We start from the raw sequence: 22,903 nt of genomic DNA on the forward strand, positions 1-22,903 counted from the left end.
ATGATAAACGTCGATTTACAACAACTGGTGCAAGCACTTGATGCCGAGACTAAGCGCGATCTCGAAATGGCGGCTGAGCGTTGCGTAGTACGTAGCGGCAACAAAGTGCTGGTTGAAGACATGCTGCTGGGCCTTTTAGAGCGCCCGGAAGGGTTGCTGAAACGGGCATTGAATGATGCCGAAATTGATGCGGGCGAGCTTGCCAAAGCCTTGCATCCGAGTAGCGAGCACAGTGCGACGCGTAACCCTGTGTTCTCGACCGAGCTGGTGCAGTGGCTACAGGATGCATTGCTGGTCGCCAACCTGGAGCTGGGCAGCAGCCAAATTGATCAGGCGGCGTTGATTCTCGCTTTGCTGCGCAACCCAATGCGCTATGCCGGCAGCCATTACCAAAGCCTGCTCGGCAAACTGAATGCGGAACGTTTGCGCGACTTTGCAATGTCTCAGCAACCGCAAGCTACCGACGCAAAAAGCTCAAGCAGTGCTGAGTCGAACTTGCAGCGCTTTACCCACAACTTCACCCAGCAAGCGCGGGACGGCAAACTCGATCCGGTTTTGTGCCGCGACGAAGCGATCCGCCAGATGGTCGACATCCTCGCCCGGCGGCGCAAGAACAATCCGATCGTGGTCGGTGAAGCGGGTGTTGGCAAGACTGCAATTGTCGAAGGCCTTGCCCTGCGTATCGCCACTGATGAAGTGCCTGAAGTACTCAAAGGTGTTGAGCTGCTGTGCCTGGACCTCGGCTTGCTACAAGCCGGGGCCAGTGTCAAAGGCGAGTTCGAGCGTCGCTTGCAAGGGGTGATTGACGAAGTCAAAGCCTCGCCGAAACCGATCATCCTGTTTATCGATGAGGCGCATACCTTGATTGGTGCTGGCGGTCAGGCTGGTAGTGGTGATGCGGCTAACCTGCTCAAACCGGCTTTGGCCCGTGGCGAGTTGCGTACCATCGCGGCAACGACGTGGAGCGAGTACAAGAAGTACTTCGAGAAAGACCCTGCACTGGCGCGACGCTTCCAGCCGGTTCAACTGCACGAACCCACTGTGTCTGAAGCCGTGACGATTCTGCGCGGCCTTGCTCCGGTGTATGAAAAGAGCCACGGCATTTACCTGCGTGACGATGCAGTGGTGGCGGCGGCTGAGCTGTCCGCACGCTATCTCGCGGGACGACAATTGCCGGATAAAGCCGTCGATGTACTGGATACGGCGTGCGCCCGCGTGCGCATCAGCTTGGCAGCACCGCCTGAAGCACTTGAGCAACTGCGTAACGAAATCGCTGAAGGCGAGCGTCAAGCTCAAGCTCAACGGCGCGACCGCGATTCGGGGCTGAATATCGATGACGCAGTTGCTGAAAAACTCGAACAGCGCTTGCGAGATGCCCGGGCGGAGCTTGAACAACTGGAAACGCGCTGGGCGATCCAGCGTGATTTGGCGCAGCAAATGATAAGCCTGCGTATTCGCTGCTCCGAGGCTCGCCAACAGTTAAAAGCGCTGGAAGCCGTGGCCACCGAGGACAATAGCGAACACCCCGAGCACCCTGATCTCGAGCAGCTCGAAGCCGAATTGCATGCGGTGCAGGCCAAGCAGAGCATCGCGCAAAGCCAGCAACGCTTGGTCAGCTATGAAGTGTGTCCGCGCCTGGTTGCCGAGGTTATCAGCCACTGGACGGGTGTGCCGCTGAGCCAATTGGCACGCGAACACAACAGCAAAGTCATCAGTTTCTCTGAAGACTTGCGTCTGCGCCTACGCGGACAAGAACAAGCCATTAGCGCACTCGACCGCGCCATGCGCGCAACCGCTGCCGGCCTCAATCGTCCAGATGCACCGGTTGGCGTATTTCTGCTAGTCGGGCCTAGCGGTGTTGGTAAAACTGAAACCGCACTGGCGTTGGCTGACTTGTTGTACGGCGGTGAGCGCTTCCTGACCACCATCAACATGTCTGAATTCCAGGAGAAGCACAGCATCTCGCGACTGATCGGTGCGCCGCCGGGCTACGTCGGTTATGGCGAAGGCGGCATGCTCACCGAAGCAGTCAGACAAAAACCGTACTCTGTGGTGTTGCTTGATGAGGTCGAAAAAGCCGACCCGGACATCCTCAATCTGTTCTACCAGATCTTCGACAAAGGCGTGGCGAACGACGGTGAAGGGCGCGAGATTAACTTCCGCAATACCTTGATTCTGATGACGTCGAACCTGGCCAGCGAGCGCATCGACTCACTGTGCCAGAACGGTCAACGTCCAGCCGCCGAAGACCTTGAGCAGGCCATCCGCCCGGCACTCAGCCAGCACTTCAAACCAGCATTGCTCGCCCGTATGCGTGTAGTGCCCTATTACCCGGTGAGCGGTGAAGTGCTGCACGAGCTGACCACACTGAAACTCGAACGCTTTGCCGAACGCCTGCAACGTCGTCAGTTGCAGTTCAGTCATTGCCAGGCACTGGTCGAAAACCTCGCCGCGCGTTGCACCCATAGCGAAAGTGGCGCACGCCTGATTGATCACTTGATCGACCAGCACCTACAGCCGTTGGTGGTCGATCGCCTGCTCGCTGCAATGGCCAGCGGCGAAACCTTGACTCAGGTTCACGCAACCCTCGATGAGCATGGAGCAGTGGTCTGTGAGTTCACTTAACGTGCCGTCCATTCTCGCTCAGGTACCACAGCCTCTGAATTATGCAGAGGGGCTGCTGCTGCGCTTGGCAGGTTTGGCTCAGGTCAATAACCCGAACAACCTGCTCGGTGGGTTGGTTGAGGCGGCCGCTGAATTGACTGGCTCGGCGCTAAGCCAGCTTTACCTGCTGGACAGCACCCATACACGCCTGACATTAACCGCAGAATGGCTCAATGGTTTGCAACAGCCACAGGCTGCCGACAGTTTGCCGAGCGATTATGACGGCGAGCAACTGCTGCAATATTGCCTGTGCCAAAACCGTGTATTGAGCCTTAACGAACTCGACAACAGCCTGCATCAAACTGAGTTCTTACCGGCCACCCAGCAGCCGTGGCGTAGCTTGCTGTGCTTACCCATTGTTGATAAGCAGCAACATGTCAGCGGTCTGTTGTTATGCGCCAGCCACCATACGCAAGACCTGCAAGGTTTTTCTGACTCGTTGAGCCTGCTCGGAAACTTTGGGGTCAACCAGTTGCAATTAATGCATCGCCTGCTCCCGCCGCCGCCGAGCGAAGTGCAACAGCAAGTCCAGGTTGAGCCCGTCCGCACCAGCGGTTACGGGCTGATCGGCAATAGCCAGTCCATGCGCGACGTTTATCAGTTGATTGGCAAAGTCCTGCATAACCCGGTGAGCGTATTACTCACCGGTGAAACCGGCACTGGCAAAGAATTGGTCGCCCACGCGATTCATAACTGTGGCTCGCGCCGGAGTATGAATTTCGTCGTACAGAACTGCGCTTCACTGCCTGAACATCTACTCGAAAGCGAGCTGTTCGGTTATCGCAAAGGTGCTTTTACCGGCGCTGATCGAGACCACAAGGGCCTATTTGATGCGGCTGACAATGGCACCCTGTTTCTTGATGAAATAGGCGACATGCCACTTAGCCTTCAAGCCAAACTGTTGCGCGTTCTGCAAGAAGGTGAAGTTCGTCCGCTGGGTTGCAACGACACGCATAAAGTTGATGTGCGAATCATTGCCGCGACGCATTACGACCTGCAAAACCAAGTTGAAAAAGGTCTGTTCCGCGAAGACTTGTTCTATCGCCTATCGCACTTCCCAATTGAGTTACCGCCGTTGCGTGAACGCAACGAAGACATTCTGCTGCTGGCTCGACACTTTGGTGAAAACACCTGCGAGTTCCTTCAACGCGGCCCTTGTCGCTGGTCCGAAGAGGCCCTGACCGCGCTTGTGCAATATAGCTTTCCGGGCAACGTGCGCCAGCTGAAAGGTTTGGTTGAACGTGCCGTATTGCTTTGTGAAGACGATGAACTGTTGCCCGAGCACTTCAACCTTAATCGCGAAACTGCTAGCGACACTGCGACCAATTTGCGCGAGCGCATGGCGAAAGTCGAACGTAATTTTTTGCTCGACAGCCTGCGCAGGAACCGCGGCAATCAAAGCAAGGCGGCCCGTGAACTGGGGCTTCCACGCAGAACCCTGCTGTATCGAATGGAACGCTTGGGCATCAGCCCAGACGATATCTGAACGACTTAAAAATACTAAATCACAACACTTAACACCCGCTGAGCTCTGCCAGCTTTAACGTATGAGGAACTCAAGATGAAGCCACACTTCTGGGCCATAACATTGCTAGCTGTAATGCTGACACTTGCTGGTTGCACCAGTAACTACAAGTTTAACGACGATGAATTTCGTCCACTAGGCGACCCGCAAGCTGACAAACGCGGCAATTGATCTCAGGAGTGTAGGCACCATGGAACTGGTATTCGACGTAGTCAGCGCCCAGCAATTTTTGCCCGGCCTTGCGACCAGCAAAACCTTCAAGCAAGCCGGTGGCATTATCGGCCGTGCGGACACCTGCGACTGGGTTCTACCCGACCGCAAACGCGTTCTTTCGAGCCGCCATGCCGAAATCAGTTTTCGCGATGGTGGCTTTTACCTGACAGATGTCAGCAGCAATGGTATTCAGCTCAAAGACAGTGGCGCCAACCTGCGCAAGCAAGAGCCGCATCGCATTGAGCACGGCAGCATCTATTGCCTCGGCGAGTTCGAGGTGCGCGCCCGCCTGATCCAGGACCCAAGTAAGTTTGAGGCTGATATTGGGCTCACGCACACAACCGGCAGCAGCATCATTCCCGATGACGCCTTTCTCGATCTGGATCCGCTTAACGCATTGGATCAGCAAGAGCAAAGCCAAGGCTATGAGCCCAGCGATGAACTGGCCGCGCTTGACGTTCCAGAACTGAGCGATGCGCAGCAACATGACTACGCACGGGTCGAAACCGAAAACCTGTTGGTTCCCGAACTGGTAGCGCCCAGTGCCGCGCAAGCCAGCAAGCCCGCGCCGGCACCAGAGTCAATGTCCGAGGCTTTTTGGCAGCGCTTTTCAGAAGCGCTTGGCGTACCGCTCAATGATCTCGACGAGCCTGCCCGCCAGGCCTTGGCGCTACACGCTGGCAAATTGCTCAGACAAAGCGTTAGCAGCTTGCAACACAGTTTGCGCACGCGCAGCGAATTGAAAAACGAAATGCGCCTGGCCCTGACCACGGTGCAGAGCTCCGGCAATAACCCGCTGAAAACCAGCACCGACACCAGCGATGTGATGAACACGCTATTGCGTGGGCAAAAGCCGGGGCAATTACCCGCTGAGCAAGCCATCAGCCGAGGCTTTCGTGACCTGCAAGCACACCAGGTTGCCTTGTTGGCTGCCAGCCGCGCGGCGGTTAAAGGTGTGTTTGAGCAATTGTCGCCCGAGCAATTAATCCTGCGTTTTGAACGCGACGGACGCAAACCGCTATGGGCCACCTCGGGCAGCCGCTGGCGCGCTTACCGGCGCCTGCACAACAGCCTCGAACAAAACAATGAGTGGAATGAGCGCCTGTTTGCCCGCGACTTTGCCACTACTTACGAAGAACAGGTTCGCCTGATCGCCACACTCAACAATGACGTTCAAGGATGATTTCCATGCAACGCTTGATTTCCTTATTGGTCTTCACCGCACTTTTGGCACTCACAGGCTGCTCAGCACTGTCGCCATACTCAAGTTACACCAAGTTAGAACTGAACCTGTCAGGTAGCAGCGAGCTCAATCCTGATATCAGCAACCGCCCTTCTCCAATCGTCATTCGGTTGATGGAGCTGAAGCATCCGGTTGCCTTCGAAAATGCAGATTTTTTCTCGCTTTATGAGCGTCCAAAAGAAGCCCTTTCTCCTGACCTGGTCGCTCTTGAAGAACTGGAATTACGTCCAGGCGAAAACCGCCAGCTGAAGCTGACGGTAAAAGAAGGCAGCCGTTATGTGGGTGTTCTTGCTGCCTATCGCGACCTGCCAGAGACCCAATGGCAATTCGTGATTCCGCTGCATGACAAAGCGCTCAACCGGATCAATTTGCGCCTTGATAAAGAAGGCATACATGCGGTGTCCGATGCTGAAGCGGGCAAGGACTAAACCATGAGCCAACACAAAGTAGTCTGGCAAGAAGGGATGCTGCTGCGCCCGCAGCATTTTCAACAAAATGACCGATACTACGACTACCAGTTAAAGACCCGCACGCAAAAGCTTGAGAGCTATGCCTGGGGTTTCTTCGAACTGGAGATCGACCGCCAATTCCTCAACATGGGCAAATTGGTCGTGAGCAAGGCCAGCGGTGTACTGCCCGACGGTAGCCTGTTTGACCTTGGCAGCGAGCGTGAGCCGCTGGTAATTGATGTACCGCCAAGCACTGGCAACATGCCGGTTTACTTGGCGTTACCTTTGGTGACCGGTAATCACATCGAAAGCCGCCGACCTGAGCAGCAAGATGTGCTGTCGCGCTATACCGCCGTGGTCGAGAATGTCGCCGACTCGAATGCCGATGACGCCGCCAGCAGCCAGGTAAGTTGCGCCCGCCCGGACTTTCGCTTGCTGATGGGCGATCAGCAGAGCGACCAGGCGTTCGTCAAACTGCAGTTGTGTGTGATCTTCGATAGCACCCCGGCTGGGGTTGTCAGCCTCGACACCGAGTTCATGCCGAGCTATGTCAATCTCAAGGCGTCTGGCTATCTGCTGTCATGCTTGAAAGAAGTTATCAGTATGCTCAGCCATCGTGGCGATATTCTCGCCGAACGGATTCGCGCATCTGGCAAAGTCGCAGGCGCCGAAGTTGGCGACTTTTTGATGCTGCAGCTAATCAACCGTTCAGAACCGGTGTTACGTCATTACCTGAATATCGAGCATGTTCACCCCGAGCATATTTACCGTGAGCTATTGGCTTTGCTCGGCGAACTGGCGACCTATTCCGGCGAGAGTAAACGCCCACGTCTGGACAGTTATTACCTGCACAGCGATCAGGCACAGAGCTTCGGCAAACTGATGGACGCGCTGCGCGAATTGCTTTCGATGGTGCTCGAACAACACGCGATCGAACTTCTGCTGCAACAGCGTCAGTACGGCATTCAGGTCTCGCCGCTACACGACCACAAGCTGCTTAACACTTCATCGTTCGTGCTTGCCGCCAGTGCCCAGTGTGATTCCGAGGAACTACGCCGCCGCCTGCCTGCGCACCTTAAAGTAGCGCCGGTTGAACGCATTCGCCAACTGGTCAACCTGCATCTACCAGGTATCAAGGTGAAGCCATTGTCGGTGGCTCCACGGCAGATCCCATTCCACTCCGGCAAGACTTATTTCGCACTGGAATTGACCACCGAAGAGCGTGCACAACTGGAGCGCTCCGGCGGCTTCGCATTCCATGTCTCCGGCGAGCTGACTGAGCTTGAGCTGAAATTCTGGGCGATCAGGAACTGACTATGAGTAACAAGGATGACAACTACAGCCAGGGTGACAAAACCGTCATTCTGAGCCGAGACGGTGGCGCTCCAGCACAAAGCCCGCTGACCGATTTTGCCACCGCGCCAAAATTCGAACAGCTCGAAGAGCGGATGATTTACGCCGCACGACTGCGGCCATCAGAAAGCTTCAACATCAGCCTCAACCCGCTGGTTGCTGCTGCTTCGCCATTGCTCTCTGAAGTGGTCAGGCTCAAGCACAGCCATGAGCACGAAGACCTTTCAAGCTTGCATCAGCGCCTGAGCAGCGCAATTCGCTTGTTCGAACACACCTCGCTCAATGAAGGTGCGGACAACAGCCAGGTCATGGCGGCGCGTTATGTACTGTGCACAGTGCTTGACGAAGCAGTCGTCACAACAGCCTGGGGCAATGAAAGCCAGTGGTCGAAAATGAGCCTGCTGAGCAGCTTTCACAACGAGACATTCGGTGGTGAAAAGTTCTTCCTATTGCTTGAGCGCCTCGCCCGCAACCCGGTCAAACATCTGCCCATGTTGGAGCTGATGTATCTGTGTCTGTCACTCGGTTTTGAAGGCAAATACCGCGTCCTGCCACGCGGCATGCTCGAACTGGAAGCGGTACGCGACAGCCTTTACCGGCAAATCCGCCAGTTGCGTGGCGATATTCCACGGGATATCTCACCGCACTGGGAAGGCTTGAAAGATGCTCGCAATCGCCTTGTGCGGATTGTGCCGTGGTGGATGGTTGCACTGTTCACCGTCATCTCTCTGGGTGTTATGTACAGCGGTTTCGCCTGGGTATTGAGCGAGCAACGCGACACCACGCTTGAGCCATTTCAGCAAAATCTACCGACCTCTGCAGCGGTCATGGATGATCCAAAATGAAGAGCTTTTTCGGCAAAGTAGCCGTATTCCTGCGTAAAACATGGGTCTGGAGCCTGTTGCTGGTTCTATTCATTGCCCTGATTGTTTGGTTCGTTGGCCCATTGTTTGCGGTCAACGACTACAAATTCTGGGCATCAGCCACCAGCCGTCTGTTAACCATCAGCTTTCTGTTCCTCATTTGGGGACTGACAATGGTGTTCGTCAGCTGGCGAGCGACTGCGCAAAAGAAAGCAGATGAAAACGATGAGCAAGCTCAAGAACGCCTGCGCCGCGAAGGTCAGATTAGCGACGAGCAGCACGAGTTGCGCCGCCGTTTTAAAGACGCACTGCGCACCCTTAAACGCTCGAGCATGTACAAAGGCCGCAGCGAACGCTGGCGCAATGACTTGCCTTGGTACTTGGTTATAGGTCCACAAGGCAGCGGTAAAACCAGCTTGCTGGATTTTTCCGGGCTCGAGTTCCCGCTCAACCGGGGTGACGCCTCGCGCATGACCAAGAATGTATCCGGCACGCGCTACGCTGACTGGTACTTTGCAGAACATGCGGTGCTGATTGATACCGCCGGGCGCTATTTGACTCAGCCAGACCCACAAGTCGACGGCAGCGCCTGGACCACCTTGCTCGACTTGCTGCGCAAACGTCGCGCTCGTCCGCTCAATGGCGTGCTGATCAATATTGCGCTGGATGACCTGCAAGGTAAATCTGAACAGGCACTGGAAACACTCGCACGTCAGACCCGTCAACGCTTACAAGATATTCACCAGCGGCTTGGCGCGGATGTTCCAGTTTATCTGGCCGTCAGCAAAGCCGACAAAGCGCTTGGTTTCGATGAGTTCTTTGATCAACTGTCCCGCGAAGAAAGCGATCAGGTGCTCGGCGCCAGCTTTCGCAAGGACCAAAACAGCAGCGACACCCCAGTGGTACGCCGCGAGTTCGAAGCCTTGCTCACGCGCCTCAACAGCCAAGTTATCTTGCGCATGCACCAAGAGCGCGACACCTTGCGCCGCGGCCGTATTCTCGACTTCCCGCACCAGCTTGGTCAGGTCGGCGAGCGCCTGTGCTTGTTCATTGAACTGGCTTTTAGCGGCAACCGTTATCAGCGCGCCAGCCGCCTGCGTGGGTTCTATTTCACCAGTGCGCCAGAGCTAGACAGCCAACTTGACGGCATGACCGCAAGCATTGGCGACAACCTTGGCTTGATCAAAAGCGCCCTGCCGACGTTCCGCAAAGGTCGCACTCGCTTTATCAACCAACTGCTGAGCCGGGTGATCTTTCCTGAGTCAGATTTGGCTGGGCTGGATAAGCGCGAAGTTCGCCGCATCGACTGGGGTCACCGGCTCATGTACGGCTGCGCAATCGCGTGCCTGGCAATCTTCGGTTTCCTTTGGGCCAATGGCTTCTCGTCTAACTACGGACGCCTGGAGCAAGTACGCAGCGTTGCTCAGGACCTGACCCAAGAACAGGCCAAAATAACGCCACAAGATGATGCCCTGCGCATCCTTGGCGCGCTGGATAAAAGCTACGCGGCAACCCAGGTTTTCCCGCCGATTGATGATGTCTCCTACTTCCAGCGTACAGGTTTGTACCAGGGCGAAGACGTTGACCCGGTGGTGCAAAGCGCTTATCGCGTAGAGTTGGAGGAGTTGCTGCTACCGCGCGTGGCCCGTCAGCTTGAGGCGCAGATTCGCGCCAACATGGATGACCGCGAGCGACTGCTCAACAGCTTGCGCGCCTACCTGATGCTCAACCTGGAATCACGCCGTGACCCTGCGTATCTGCAAGACTGGATGGCTGCTGACTGGTCAGTGAGTTATTCCGGCAATAGCACTGCGCAAAAAAGCTTGAATGATCATTTCTCACGCTTGCTCAGTGGTCCGTTCAAACCGTACTCGCTAAACAGCCAACTGGTTGCACAAGCGCGACAAATACTGCGCAGTGAATCGCTGGCAAATGTGGTCTATCGCATGCTTCGTGATCAAGCGCGTAGCCTGCCAGAGTATCGCCTGAGCCAAAATCTGGGCCCACAAGCGCGGCTGTTTATCGGCAGTGATTACACGATTCCCGGTTTCTACACGCAGACGGGTTATCAGAAGATGTTTGTCGCTCAAGGCGGCGATCTGGTGCGCAACATCCTGCAGGACAACTGGGTACTCGGCGACGACACGTCAGAAACGCTGAGCGGCAAGGATTTGAGCCGCCTGCTGGTCGAGATGGAGCAGTTGTACTTCCGCGATTACGCCAACTACTGGAGTGAGGCGCTAGCGAAAATATCCATCCAACCGATATCCAGCACTACGCAAGGCTCACAAGAGTTGGCCGCACTTACAGCCGCTAACTCGCCACTGGTGCAGTTGCTGGTTGAGGTGCGTGAGAACACCCGTTTTGCGGGCCTTGCCGAAGTTGCAGACGGTGTTGCAGCGGCAGGTAAAATCAAAGGGGTAAATGGCAAGCTGGGTAAAGCCGCGAAGCTTGCAGCCGCTGCGGCGGAAAAAGCCAAGACCTCGTTGGCCGACAGCCTGCCAGACACTGCACGCAAAACCCTTCAGCGCCAATTTGAGCCACTGCATCGCTTGCTCGATAAAGAAGGCGGTCCTGGTCCGGAACTGGCAGCGACTCAACAAGCGCTGAGCGAGCTGCAGATACAACTCAATAGCCTGGCCAATGCCAGCGCACCTGAGCAATCTGCGTTTGAGCAAGCGAAGGGTCGCATGGGCGGTCGCTCTAATGCGATCGACCAAGTAACTGCTGCCGCCGCGCGACTGCCAATGCCGGTACAGGGTTGGATCCAACCTCTGGCAATGGGCAGTTGGACGCTGACGCTGAATGAAGCGTACGGCTACCTCAACAAGCGCTACAAGAACGAATTGTACGGGTCGTACCGCACCTCGCTGCGCAACCGTTACCCGTTCAGTGCTGACAGTGATAGCGACGTTGCAATTGCCGACTTCCGTGAGTTTTTCAAAGCGGATGGTATTGCTCAGGACTTCTTCGACAGCTACCTGAAACCCTTTGTACGCGGCAGTTCAGGCAAATATCAATTGCGCCGTGTGGATGGCCAAGGCATGCCGATCTCGGGTTCATTCCTGAGACAAATGAGCAACGCTCAAACCATTCGCCGCAGTTTCTTTGCGGAGAATCCAAACGAGCCTCAGGTGCTGTTTACGCTGGAGCCTTACTCACTGGATTCAAGCCTGGCGCGTGCTGACTTCCGCTTCGGCGACGAAGACCTTGAGTACCGTCACGGGCCAATCGTGCAAACGTCATTCAGCTGGCCAGCCCAGGCGAATGAAGGCCGCACCAGCTTGGTCCTTGAGGAGCTTGATGGTCGCCGCGTTGGCATTGAGAAGAATAGCGGACCGTGGTCGCTGTTCCGTCTGCTCGATTTAATGAGTGTCGACTACCACAGCGGCCGCGATGTGTTGTTGCTTAAAGCTGATTTGGGTGGCTTGCGTGCGAACTACTTGCTGCACAGCCAGCGCACACCGAACCCATTCGACATCAACATGTTGCGCAGTTTCAAACTGCCGGCTGCGCTTTGATGCAGAGCGCAGTTAGCCAATGGCGAAGTGTCGCGAGAACCGAGACTGGTAAAGTGCGTGCACGTAATGAAGACGCGTTTCTGGCAATGCCAGAACGCGGCTTGTGGGTGGTCGCCGACGGTATGGGTGGCCATCAAAACGGCGCGCTCGCCAGTCGTTTGATTGTTGAGCAACTCGCTGAGTTACCGCATGAATGCGAGCTTGAGGAGCGCCTCAAGCATGTGCGCAAATGCCTTCATGAGTTAAATCGGCGCCTCGGCCAAGAACTGACCGTCACCGCTGCGCGCCCTGATGCCGTCATCGGCAGCACAGTGGTCGCGCTGCTGATTGATGGCGAGCGGGCGGCCTGTGTATGGGCTGGCGACAGCCGTTGCTATTTGTGGCGCGGCAGTCGGCTTTACCAACTCACTCGCGATCACTCACTCGCACAGCAGTTGATCGACGAGAAAAAGCTCACCGTTGAGCAGGCCAAGTTCCATCCGGGCTCGCACGCGCTGACCCGAGCGATTGGCGCGTATGAGGACCTTCAACTCGAGACAATTGAGTTGGATGTGTTCCCCAACGATGCTTTTTTGCTCTGCAGCGACGGTTTGTATCAAGGCCTGAGCGCCGATGCGATCAGCGCTCAGCTCAATCTGTCATCGCCGCATCTGGCAATTTCTCGCATGTTTGACCACGTGCTTGATGGCCCCGCGCGCGACAACCTCAGCGCCGTACTGGTGCGCCAATGAGGATGGTGAATGACTAGCCAGAATGCCGCCGACAGGCCAGCAGCGCTCGATGACGAGCCTGACGATCTGACATACTTTGCCTTTGCCGAGAATGCCGCCAAATCGGCACCGGAAAAGGCGCCTGAAGGGTTGAGCGAGGTGTCGGAAATATTCGGCAATCGCTACACGCTCGAGCGCTTGCTGGGTGTCGGTGGCATGGGCGTTGTCTATCGGGCCAGGGATTTATTGCGCGAGCAATTTGGCGATCCGAATCCCTACATTGCGCTAAAAACATTGAGCGATGATTTCGCTGAATACCCTGATGCCAACGCACTGCTGTTCAGTGAGTTTGCACTCACCTCCCGGCTACAACACGCGCATGTAGTGCGTGTGTTCAGCTTTGATGTGGATATGGCGAGCAAGCGGGCGTTCATCACCCTCGAGTTGTTAAACGGCCCAACTCTGGATCAGTTGCTTTGCGACAACCCACACGGGTTGCCATGGGATGAGCTGCGCTCAATTGCAATTCCACTGATCGAAGCGCTGCACTACTCGCACCAACAAGGTGTGCTTCACGGCGATATAAAACCGAGCAACGTATTACTCGCCGATGATGGTTTGCGCTTATTTGATTACGGCCTGGGCCAGCCAATAGACGGCTTGCTTGCAGGTTTACCGCGCTTGTCGCGCCGACGCTTCAATGCGTGGACACCGCGCTATGCCGCGCTGGAGTTGATCAACGGCGAACCGCTTACCCCCGCCGCCGATATTTATGCTCTCGCCTGCGTGTTGCTTGAGCTCAGCAGCGGTAAGCATCCGTTCCAGCGCCTGAGCGCACGCCAGGCGATGAACATAAAGCTTGATCAACAACTGCAGCGCCCCGACCAAATTCCCCAGCGCTGCTGGGATGCGTTGCTCAAGGCGATTGCTTTCGAGGCGCAACACCGCAGCCAGTGCTGCACCGAATTACTGCACGCTTTTCAAACGCCCGAGCCTGTGAGACGAACCGGATGGCTTAGTCATTTCTCGTCAAAAGGTGCCAAAGGATGATTACTGCACAAGGAAACCGACATGTTCAATCCGGCCAATGAGACCCATTTCAGCCTGAACATCAAAGACCTGCCTCACGACTTGCAGGTACTTAACTTCACCGGCGTTGAAAGCATTAGTCAGCCCTATCTTTTGCAGATCGAGGTGGTTAGCGAGCAACCGGATATCGACCTTGAAAGCCTACTCGGCAAGGCCGCATTTCTAGCCTTTACCCCGCAAGGCGCGGGTATTCACGGCATCATCCAAAGCTTTGCCCAGCGTGAGTCAGGTAAACGCCTGACCCGTTATCAATTGAGTATCGTGCCGCAACTGAGTTACTTGGCGCTGCGCACCAACCAGCGTATTTATCAAGCGCTAAGCGTGCCCCAAATCATCAGTGTGGTGCTTGAAGAGCACGGCATTCTCAGCAACAGCTATCAATTTCAGTTCGGTCCGACGGTTTATCCGCCCCGCGAATACTGCGTGCAGTACGATGAAACCGACCTGCACTTTATTCAGCGCCTGTGCGAAGAAGAAGGTATTCATTACCACTTTCAACACAGCCCGGACGCTCACTTGCTGGTGTTTGGTGATGACCAAACCGTGTTCCCCAAGCTTGGCCGGCCCACGGTGTATTTACCCGGCAGCGGCATGGTCGCCAAGGAACCGGCAATCCGCCGTTTTGCCATGCGCCAACAAACGCGCAGTAGCCGCGTCACCCAGCGCGACTACAACTTTGAAACACCGCGCCTGTTGCTTGAGTCTGCCTACAAACAGCCACAGGATGAAGACGCCAAAGCACTTCCAGACCTGGAAGACTACAGCTATCCCGGCCACTTCAGCGAGCGCGAGCGCGGCAAACACCTGAGCCAACGCGCGGTTGAGCGCCACCGCAGCGACTATCGCTTGGCTGAAGGTAGCAGCGACCAACCCGCCTTGATCAGCGGTCACTTTTTAGAGATATCCGATCATCCGCGCAACGAATGGAATGATCTGTGGCTGATCCATCAGGTACGCCATGAAGGCAAACAGCCGCAAGTGCTCGAAGAGTCGATGACTCATGACATTGGCGACGCGGACGACTTCCAACAAGGCTATCGCAATAGCTTTGTCGCAACGCCATGGGATATTCCTTTCCGCCCCCCGCTGGCGCACCCCAAGGCGCAAGTTCTCGGCAGCCAAACCGCCGTGGTAACAGGCCCGGCGGGCGAAGAGATTCACTGCGACGAGTACGGCCGCATCAAGGTGCAGTTCCACTGGGACCGTGAAGGCAGCGGTGACGACAAATCCAGTTGCTGGCTACGTGTCGCCTCAAACTGGGCTGGCGACTTATACGGTGGCATTGCCATCCCCCGCATCGGTATGGAAGTGTTGGTGACCTTTCTTGAGGCAGACCCAGATCAACCCGTGGTCACCGGCTGCCTGTACCACGCAGAAAACAATGTGCCTTACGCCCTGCCTGCGAACAAAACCCGCAGCACCTTTAAAACCCAAAGCACGCCGGGCGGTGCGGGTTACAACGAACTGCGTATTGAAGACAAAAAGGGCGAAGAACAAATATTCATCCATGCCCAGCGCGACCTCGATGAAAACATCGAACACGACCAGAAAATTCACATCGGCAACGAGCGCCACGACACCGTCGAAGCCAACAGCTTCAGTGAGTTCAAAGCCGAAGAACACGTGACCGTTACCGGCGACCGCAAAGTCGAAGTCAAACCCAACGATCACCTGAGTATCGGCGTCAGCCAACACACCCAACTCGGCACCGCCCAACTGACCAAAGCAGGCCGCGAAATCCACCTCAAGGCCGGCCAGAAAATGGTCATCGAAGCAGGCGTAGAACTCACCCTGCAAGCGGGCGGCAGCTTTATCAAACTCGACCCAAGCGGCATCAGCATGGTTGGCCCAATGATCCGCTTCAACGCCGGCGGCGCTCCGGGTAAGGGTTCGGGGATTGGAATACTTGCACCCGGCTTACCCGGGGCAGCAGACCAAGACTCGGCTGGTGAGGCGTTAGGCCAAGCACTAAGCCAAACGGTTACACCGCTAAAAAAATCCAACCGTTCAATCAATTTTTCAAGTTGAGCTGCCTGCTCAACTCAATGGATTAAAGCTAGGGATTAGACATGGATGACAAAGTGTTAGTCACCAACTGGAGCTTGCCGTGCCCAGCCAAAGAAGCGAGTGACGGATCATTTTCAATGTTGACTGCATTGAGTAATGCCGCTGGTGGTACGTACCCAATTGGTGCAAACGGTTTATGGCATGGCGGTATACATTTCGACAAAGGCACTGCAAATAGTTTTGATCAGTCCAGCGTCAAATGTATTGCTGATGGAGAAGTCATCGCCTATCGCATAGATGCGTCCTACCCAACAACTGTGTACCCGGGTAAGCCACCAATGCAGACCACGGCTGCATTTTCGACTGGCTTTGTGTTGGTAAAGCACACACTGCAAGCGCCTGAGAAGCCGACAAAACCTGAAAGCGGGACAGCCCAAACATCGGCGGATACTGCAACCGCCACTCCTCCACCGAGCATTACTCTGTTTAGCCTGTATATGCACTTGAAGGACTGGAAGAGTTATCAAGCCGACACCAAATTAGCCAAACCAAGCTTCTGGGGCGAAGGTGCTGAATATGCTGTCAAAAGCGATGCTAAGGACCCAGTTCTCGGCCTCAATGCTCGCTCAGGTTATACCGGCCAAACAGGGTACAGCACGATCTATGGCGTGATTCCAAGAGGCGTAATCGTTGAAGCGAGCGAGGCGAGCCCGGATGGACGTTGGCTGAAAGTCAGCAGCACAACCCCCAACGTGGCTGAGCTAACCGGAGACGCTTGGGTTTATAAAGAGGAAATGCACAGCTTGGGTGCTGACCGCTACCTCATTAGCGAGAAGGACTCCAAAGACAAGCCTGCAACCGAAATACTCGGGCTGAATGTTCGAGCGACCGAGCAGGGTGGCGACATCATTGCCGTACTGCCACGCGCAAGCGTAATAACCGTCAGTGGAACAGGCAAATACCGCAAACTCGAATCTATTGTCAGTGGCATTTCAACACCCGCCTTGATACCTGCAGCCGACGGTAAGCTTCCCGGTTACGTCTGGTTTGAATCTCTAGTTGCCGATGCAAAACCGAAAAACACTGACAGCATCGTTATCCTCGACACCCCCACCGCTATCAAGGCTGGAGAGTTAATCGGCCACATCGGTACTTATCAAAATAATGACGCTGTGGACCAGCAGCAACTTCACGTTGAGTTATTCAGCTGTGATGATGTGCCTGGCTTTATCAGTAGAAGCCGAGCTTGGGCTGCATCCTTGGCAGATGGGCAGAAAACACTGCTCAAAATTCACAAAGGTGCAAGCAAACTAATCGCCCACCATGAAGGCATCAGCGAAACCAATCCCCCGAAGTTGACCGATGCGGGAACTGAAGTCGGCGTGACTTTGACCATCCCGCAAAACCTGCTGGATGGGTTGCCTGCGACCCATAAGATAAAGGTTAGCGTGCCCGGTACGAGCGGCCAGCCTGCGGAAGTTACCAACTGGTGGCGACTGGAAAATCTTTTGGCGGATAAAGACGGCAAATCCATAAGCGGCTGGCTGTGCGAGCAAGAACTCATCACTACCCGGCACAGCCCATGGGAATGGGAAGGTTATGACTACATTGAGGAGACGGGTAAACCCGTCGAACACGTAGCCTATGCCCTAGACTCTATGGGTATGCTCGACAAACAGGAACAAACCAATTACCAAACGATGATCAATAAAGTCGATGGCGGCCCGCTAACCAGCGCCGCTCGGCTATACGAGATAATCGATAGCAACAAAGACGACAAATTGAGCAGCCGTGAAATCAAATCGGCACTGGCTAAGCCTTGGTCAGCCCAAGCCCTCGCTCAAATCATCACCAAATACGAGAGCGAGTGGTTTAAAAACCCGGCTAAATGGGATGAACTCGACGACATCCTCACCCCAGAACCCAGTGAACCAAACCTGATTTGGACAGCCGAGAAGCAACGTATTGAGAAATTAAGCTGGTGGGATCAACTGGCAGGGCAACAAGGCTTAAGCGCGGATGGGAAAGCGTGGCATTTTCAGGTAGTTGGGATGATTCATCGCTGTACGAACGATGACAATGATATTAAGTGGCTAAAAGTGCCTTTCGGCCAATTAACATTTGATGTTGAAGGGAATGATGTTGAAGACGTTACAAATCCGCTGCACCGTTATTTCAGCAGGGTTGTGCACTGGCCCGGCGGAGCATCAGGTATAACGATCGGTCGTGGGTATGATTTAGGACAAAGACCGAATCCCGCCGAAGATCTAGCTAATGCTGGCATTAAAGAGCCTCTCTACTCATGGTTACTAGCCAGTAAGGGATTATCAGGAAACAACGCAAAAAATTATCTAAGTAGTGCGCCCGATGAGGTAAAAAAACAAACAATAAGCCGAAAGCAGCAGTATTTATTATTCATACCTGTTTATGAATTTATGAAAAGCGAAGTAGTTCGCATATCAAGCTCACCTGCAAATATATCAAAATACGGCACTTTAACTTGGAGTAATCTCGAATCAAAAATACAGGATATAGCTGTTGACTTAATTTACAGAGGTGACTATACACCGAGCTCCAGACAAAACATTCAAAAGGAAATTGTAGAGAATAATCTAGATGGTTTGAGATTGAAGCTATCTACCAAATCATTGTGGGTAGGCGTACCAGAAGATCGTTACTTCCGTCGAATTAAGTATTTGGAGTAAGCTATGAAGTTTAATTATGTATTATTATTTATCCCAAGCTTATGCATGGCAAACAACCAAGCTGACATTATAAACTACTCAAATGTTTATGAGGCCAAAACCGGAGTTGTTAATGAACTACTTGTCCGCTACGTGAGAACATTTGACAGTCCCTGTGCTCACATCCAAGTACTTAAGCCAGGCGGCGAAGGAAAAATTTTAAATGATAAGAAAATTTGCTCCCTCAAAGGAAAAAACTTTTTAAATGACTATGCGGAAGTCGACATTAAGGGTATAGAAATGGATGCCAGTGGTGTAATTCTTAAAATTAGCTTCACTCCACTAACACCTACCGGGGAACAAATCAAAAAATGTTTTGTCACTTTCATTGATAATGAGCCTCAAGATTTGGAGTGTTTAAATTCTCCTAACGACCAGTAATCCAAAGTCTATAGACCTTGGTAATTCGGACTTTATTTTAGACTATTTTTTAAACCAGAGCCGAAGCTCAAAAATAAGAAATCAGCATTAACAAATGCACTTCTCGTTTGAGTTATTTACGCTCTGAATATTTTGGTCCGATAACGGCCGCCCTCAATAATCCGTAGCATGCATTTTGCACTAAATATTGCCATGACCAGTCCTAAAACAACTACACATGGCGAGAACGATGGTGAAAAATGCATACAATAACTATGCCGTGCAGCATCGTTGGTTAATTATATCAAGCGTACACCCACCATCAGTCAATATAAACTTGGTAGAAAGCGAGCAGAATACATAAAGGATTACAAATGACTGCTTTTTTTAAAACACCTCTAGCTTACATAGCACTATTTGGAATATTAATCTCCAACTACTGTATTGCAGACACTTCTACAATAGATCTTTGTAACAACATTGCCTCAAGCCAGCAAATATATGACTGCTCAAAACTTGAGCGCCTCACCGCTGACAAGCAACTGAACACCACTTATCAAAATCTAATATCAAATATAAACTATCAGTACAAAAACGACTTAAAACTTAAAAATGAACTAATACAAAACATAAAAACCTCACAGCGAATATGGATTAAGCTCAGAGATTCGGACTGCGGTTTAGAGAGTTTTGAAATCGAGCCTGGAACTCAAGCATACGAAACGACTATTAACAAATGTGTTTCTCGCTTAAGCGAGTTACGTTCTGAATACTTAAGAAGTTTAGCTCAATGACAGCCTGCCAAGACATGAAGATGGCAAACTGTCATAATACAAATATAGCTACCAATATAAATTATTAAGCCGGAATAATTACTGCACTTTCATTACACATAGATGACTTGCAAAAAATATACAACCAGAAATTATTATTTAAAACCAAGAGGTGTACGTGAGGTATATTTATATCGCTCTGTCATTCATTATGTATTTTCCTGTATTAGCACAGGGTGCAGAAAAACCCATACCTGTGTTCCAGTGCGAAACGGCGAATAATAAAAGCATTAGCGTATACAAAACAAAAAACATATTGACGTATGCGTTTGGTCGAATAAGTCACCCGCCAGAGCTTAAGCTAACAAAAAATAGAGAGCACGTAGAAATTTCTATAAGTCATATTTCTGGCAATGAACTATCAAACTCTGTGACATTTCCAAATGGCGCTTATACATATACAGTCATAACAAAAATCAATAGATCTGCAAATATTCAAGAGCCAAGCAGTGGAGTCTTAGTTTTAAAAAACGCCCACTACATCACATATATAGCTTGTATTCCAGACACTGTGAAAGACAACTTGCTTGACCTCGATTGAAACAAAAAACATATCGGAAAAATTTCACGAGAAACATTGAAAAACCTATCAATGCAACCTTTCTCTCAATCAACCTCCCTAAACTAAACCTGAGATTTTAGAGTAGATAAAACTATATAACCTATTACAGAACTGGACAAAGAGCACAAGCCTTATAACTACGGCGCTCAATCTGAACATGGGATAATTATTAGGGGCAAGTAAAATTTTACAGCTATTTATCAGGTATTCCAACAATGATCCATATTAGACCTCGACTTGGCATCGCTATTTTCTTGCATCTTATTTTGTTGAGCAACGTATCTCAGGCCAAAGAACACGACGCATCACTGTCTGACTTAAATATCCTAAAAACATTGCACGCAGACCTGACCGGCGATGGACAAGACGAGACGATTTTGGTCGCGCGTGGAAAATCCGGCAAGGAACAACCCCCGATACTACTAATCATTGACAATGGTAAAGTTCTGGTTGAGTCGATACAGGCTTTACTGCCTGTGGAGAATGACTACTCACCAGCCAGCTATGATGGATTTGAGGTTGAGGTATCGACATCGTCCCCTAACCTAACTAGCATCATCGATATACAAGGTGAAACAACGAAAGTTAACTACCCATCCACAGCTGGTAAGTACTTAGTGTTGAGGACTATAGAGGAAGGTAATTCCAGCTACAACTTCAATCTTCAGTTTTCTTATGACTCGAAAGTGAAAGGTCTAAAGCTTCACAGTATTTTCCTAAACACAAACAATACCTCCTGCGACCGTTCACTGAAGAGCGTATATGTTGTTAAAGAAGAAAATCTTTTAACAACGTCACTGCAAGTTTTCAATGGACGCGAGGCCTTTAAGAGTCTGAAAAAAACTCGCCAAAATATACAAACTGGTAACAGTCAGGTCTTAAAACTCATGCAGCAAGAGAGTTCAGTTGGTTTTGATCAAGTTTTAGCTGCTTATAAGACAAAAGATAAACAACACCTCAAGCAAGTTATGGCCACCTTTATAGAAGGGAACGGTAACGCTGGGATATGCCCAGCCGAACGCTACATTGCCAATAAGTACTACTTCCCGAACAATCCCCGTTGGTCTAATGACCTAGGATTTCTATTCGAGCAGGCAGGATATTTCAGAGAGGCTATAGAACTGCTGAACAAAGTCATCACGGAGCATCCCAATAGGATTGTCGCTTACTTAAATCTAGCAGATAGCTATTGGGCCGTTGGCAAAAAAAATGAAGCTAAGACTCTATACTCCGACTACATATCCGGAATGAACCATAGAAAAATGCAGGCTAAAATACCAAGCCGCGCTTATCTCAGAGCAAAATGATAACTCTAAAACTACTTACCATAGTACTCTTCACATTATTAGGCTCATACCGTTTAGTGAATGCAAACAATCTAAACAGCACAAATATAACTGCAGACGGAGGAATCGTAACTTTTGAAAATGCAATAAAGGATACATGGCAAACTGTCTACTATTCAAATCAGAGTGCCAATAAACACCAAATACTGAAAGAGCACACGTCGTTCGCCACACCTGACAGCGACAGTTTATCTGCAAATAAAAAACACCTTGTTATAAACGCAATTAACTCAGGCACACTTGAATACGGTAAGCAAAAAGAGTTATACGATCGCGCATACTGCATATTTGTGAAAATGGACACGGGTTGCATTGTCAAAAAAGAAACTGGAGAATTTTGTGGCGGTTATTGGGACACAACTGATAGCAGTTGGAATTTATATGGAACACTTGTCAACATAGCAAACGAGACGTGTATTTCACCGTAATAGTCATGAATATGATTCATGACCTAGAGCAGAGCAACAGCTCACCTTTAAACTGCTAACTTTTTTGAACACGCAATATTTTAAGGTCCAATTATAATTTCAAGGTCTAATTAAAGTGAACAAGAGAACGACCATTCTCCTGCCTCTAATATACAGGGTTATTTTTTCAGCAGCCTATGCGAGTGAAGTCTATACAACCAAAGGGGGAAATAGTGTTTTTTTGAATGTAGATGGTTCGACAATCAAATTTGACGATATCGTAGGCATGAACGGAAATTCGTACCGCGAGCTTACGACAATAAATAATAAGCCTTCAATTTATGCTGGAAATGATTTTAATACTTACTACACCCTAAAGCCCAGGAAAAACAGCATAATAATTGACTGCCTATACGCAGAATTACGAAACCATGACAACGGTCTTCTCATTACAAATGCAGTGTGTGGACTTAATACTATTTTAAATAGTAACTACGAGGACATAAGCTACACCTACACAGATAAGTGGCAAGCTGAACGTTCAAAAGTCAAAACTGAAAGCCTGGCACATAAAAACGAAACTCTAGACTTTGTAGTCGCAAATATTGAAGATATAGAAGTTCACAACTTTTATAAAAACATTGAAACCTGGAAAAACTCAATTCCCAGAACATATATAAAACACCAATCAAAGTGCCATGTAATTGATTCCAAAACGACTTTTGTTGTCTATGAGCATGAAGAAATTGATATTCCTAGGTATCTGGACATCATTAAAACTGCAGATCCAATGACAATAGAGCGACTCGATAGTAAAGCGTTAAAGCAACTAGCTGACGATGTATGTCCTAGCCCTACGACTCTAAGGCAATCACCTCGTAGATAAAAGCCACCTCCGATACCTACAGCACTGATTACCGGCTCGGCTGAAAAAGAGCGTGCCTGGTTCGGACTAGCTCACATCGGCGGCCTGGCCAAGCCTCTGATCGCTATACAAGCCAGAACTTTCAAGCA

17 protein-coding genes are annotated in these 22,903 nt (G+C 51.5%); all 17 read left to right on the forward strand.

Annotated elements, in window-relative coordinates; all coding sequences use genetic code 11:
* The 17 genes from tssH to B9K09_RS22050 all read left to right on the forward strand — a co-directional run bounded on the left by tssH (position 1) and on the right by B9K09_RS22050 (position 22,775).
* Positions 1-2,625, forward strand: a complete 2,625-nt coding sequence (gene tssH / locus B9K09_RS21970; RefSeq protein WP_087518807.1) for a type VI secretion system ATPase TssH — start codon at positions 1-3, stop codon at positions 2,623-2,625.
* A gap of 10 nt (positions 2,626-2,635) precedes the next feature.
* The gene (locus B9K09_RS21975) at positions 2,636-4,150 is read left to right on the forward strand and encodes a sigma 54-interacting transcriptional regulator (protein WP_087519240.1); all 1,515 of its coding nucleotides are present in this window, start codon (positions 2,636-2,638) and stop codon (positions 4,148-4,150) included.
* Positions 4,151-4,264: 114 nt separating this feature from the next.
* Positions 4,265-4,360 carry a type VI secretion protein gene (locus B9K09_RS21980; protein WP_371917476.1) on the forward strand — a complete coding sequence of 32 codons (96 nt, stop codon included), beginning with the start codon at positions 4,265-4,267 and terminating at the stop codon, positions 4,358-4,360.
* Positions 4,361-4,379: 19 nt separating this feature from the next.
* Positions 4,380-5,585 carry a type VI secretion system-associated FHA domain protein TagH gene (gene tagH / locus B9K09_RS21985; protein ID WP_087518809.1) on the forward strand — a complete coding sequence of 402 codons (1,206 nt, stop codon included), beginning with the start codon at positions 4,380-4,382 and terminating at the stop codon, positions 5,583-5,585.
* A gap of 5 nt (positions 5,586-5,590) precedes the next feature.
* Positions 5,591-6,073 (forward strand): type VI secretion system lipoprotein TssJ, encoded by a 483-nt coding sequence (gene tssJ / locus B9K09_RS21990; protein WP_087518810.1) that lies wholly within the window; start codon positions 5,591-5,593, stop codon positions 6,071-6,073.
* A gap of 3 nt (positions 6,074-6,076) precedes the next feature.
* On the forward strand, positions 6,077-7,408 hold the full coding sequence (gene tssK, locus B9K09_RS21995) for a type VI secretion system baseplate subunit TssK (protein ID WP_087518811.1): 1,332 nt from the start codon (positions 6,077-6,079) through the stop codon (positions 7,406-7,408).
* 2 nt (positions 7,409-7,410) lie between these two features.
* Entirely contained in the window at positions 7,411-8,292 is an 882-nt protein-coding gene (icmH, locus tag B9K09_RS22000) for a type IVB secretion system protein IcmH/DotU (RefSeq protein WP_087518812.1), read from the forward strand.
* Positions 8,289-11,831, forward strand: a complete 3,543-nt coding sequence (tssM, locus tag B9K09_RS22005; RefSeq protein ID WP_087518813.1) for a type VI secretion system membrane subunit TssM — start codon at positions 8,289-8,291, stop codon at positions 11,829-11,831. Before icmH ends, tssM begins: the two co-directional genes overlap by 4 nt.
* Positions 11,831-12,562 carry a PP2C family serine/threonine-protein phosphatase gene (locus tag B9K09_RS22010; RefSeq protein WP_087518814.1) on the forward strand — a complete coding sequence of 244 codons (732 nt, stop codon included), beginning with the start codon at positions 11,831-11,833 and terminating at the stop codon, positions 12,560-12,562. Before tssM ends, B9K09_RS22010 begins: the two co-directional genes overlap by 1 nt.
* Positions 12,563-12,571: 9 nt before the next feature.
* Positions 12,572-13,591, forward strand: coding sequence for a serine/threonine-protein kinase (locus tag B9K09_RS22015; RefSeq protein WP_087518815.1), 1,020 nt, complete (start codon positions 12,572-12,574; stop codon positions 13,589-13,591).
* Positions 13,592-13,612: 21 nt separating this feature from the next.
* Positions 13,613-15,658: a type VI secretion system tip protein VgrG gene (locus tag B9K09_RS22020; protein WP_087518816.1), complete on the forward strand. Its 2,046-nt coding sequence runs from the start codon at positions 13,613-13,615 to the stop codon at positions 15,656-15,658.
* A gap of 41 nt (positions 15,659-15,699) precedes the next feature.
* Positions 15,700-18,342 carry a hypothetical protein gene (locus B9K09_RS22025; protein ID WP_087518817.1) on the forward strand — a complete coding sequence of 881 codons (2,643 nt, stop codon included), beginning with the start codon at positions 15,700-15,702 and terminating at the stop codon, positions 18,340-18,342.
* Between the two features lie 3 nt (positions 18,343-18,345).
* Positions 18,346-18,762, forward strand: a complete 417-nt coding sequence (locus tag B9K09_RS22030; RefSeq protein WP_087518818.1) for a hypothetical protein — start codon at positions 18,346-18,348, stop codon at positions 18,760-18,762.
* A 353-nt stretch (positions 18,763-19,115) separates the two neighbouring features.
* Positions 19,116-19,535 (forward strand): lysozyme inhibitor LprI family protein, encoded by a 420-nt coding sequence (locus B9K09_RS22035; RefSeq protein ID WP_087518819.1) that lies wholly within the window; start codon positions 19,116-19,118, stop codon positions 19,533-19,535.
* Between the two features lie 157 nt (positions 19,536-19,692).
* Complete coding sequence (locus B9K09_RS22625; RefSeq protein ID WP_157699381.1) at positions 19,693-20,115, forward strand: hypothetical protein; 423 nt, start codon at positions 19,693-19,695, stop codon at positions 20,113-20,115.
* Between the two features lie 236 nt (positions 20,116-20,351).
* Complete coding sequence (locus tag B9K09_RS22040) at positions 20,352-21,443, forward strand: tetratricopeptide repeat protein (RefSeq protein ID WP_087518820.1); 1,092 nt, start codon at positions 20,352-20,354, stop codon at positions 21,441-21,443.
* A gap of 582 nt (positions 21,444-22,025) precedes the next feature.
* Positions 22,026-22,775, forward strand: a complete 750-nt coding sequence (locus tag B9K09_RS22050) for a hypothetical protein (RefSeq protein ID WP_087518822.1) — start codon at positions 22,026-22,028, stop codon at positions 22,773-22,775.
* Positions 22,776-22,903 lie beyond the last annotated feature (128 nt).

It is taken from the genome of Pseudomonas sp. M30-35 (assembly GCF_002163625.1).
Taxonomy (GTDB): Bacteria; Pseudomonadota; Gammaproteobacteria; order Pseudomonadales; family Pseudomonadaceae; genus Aquipseudomonas.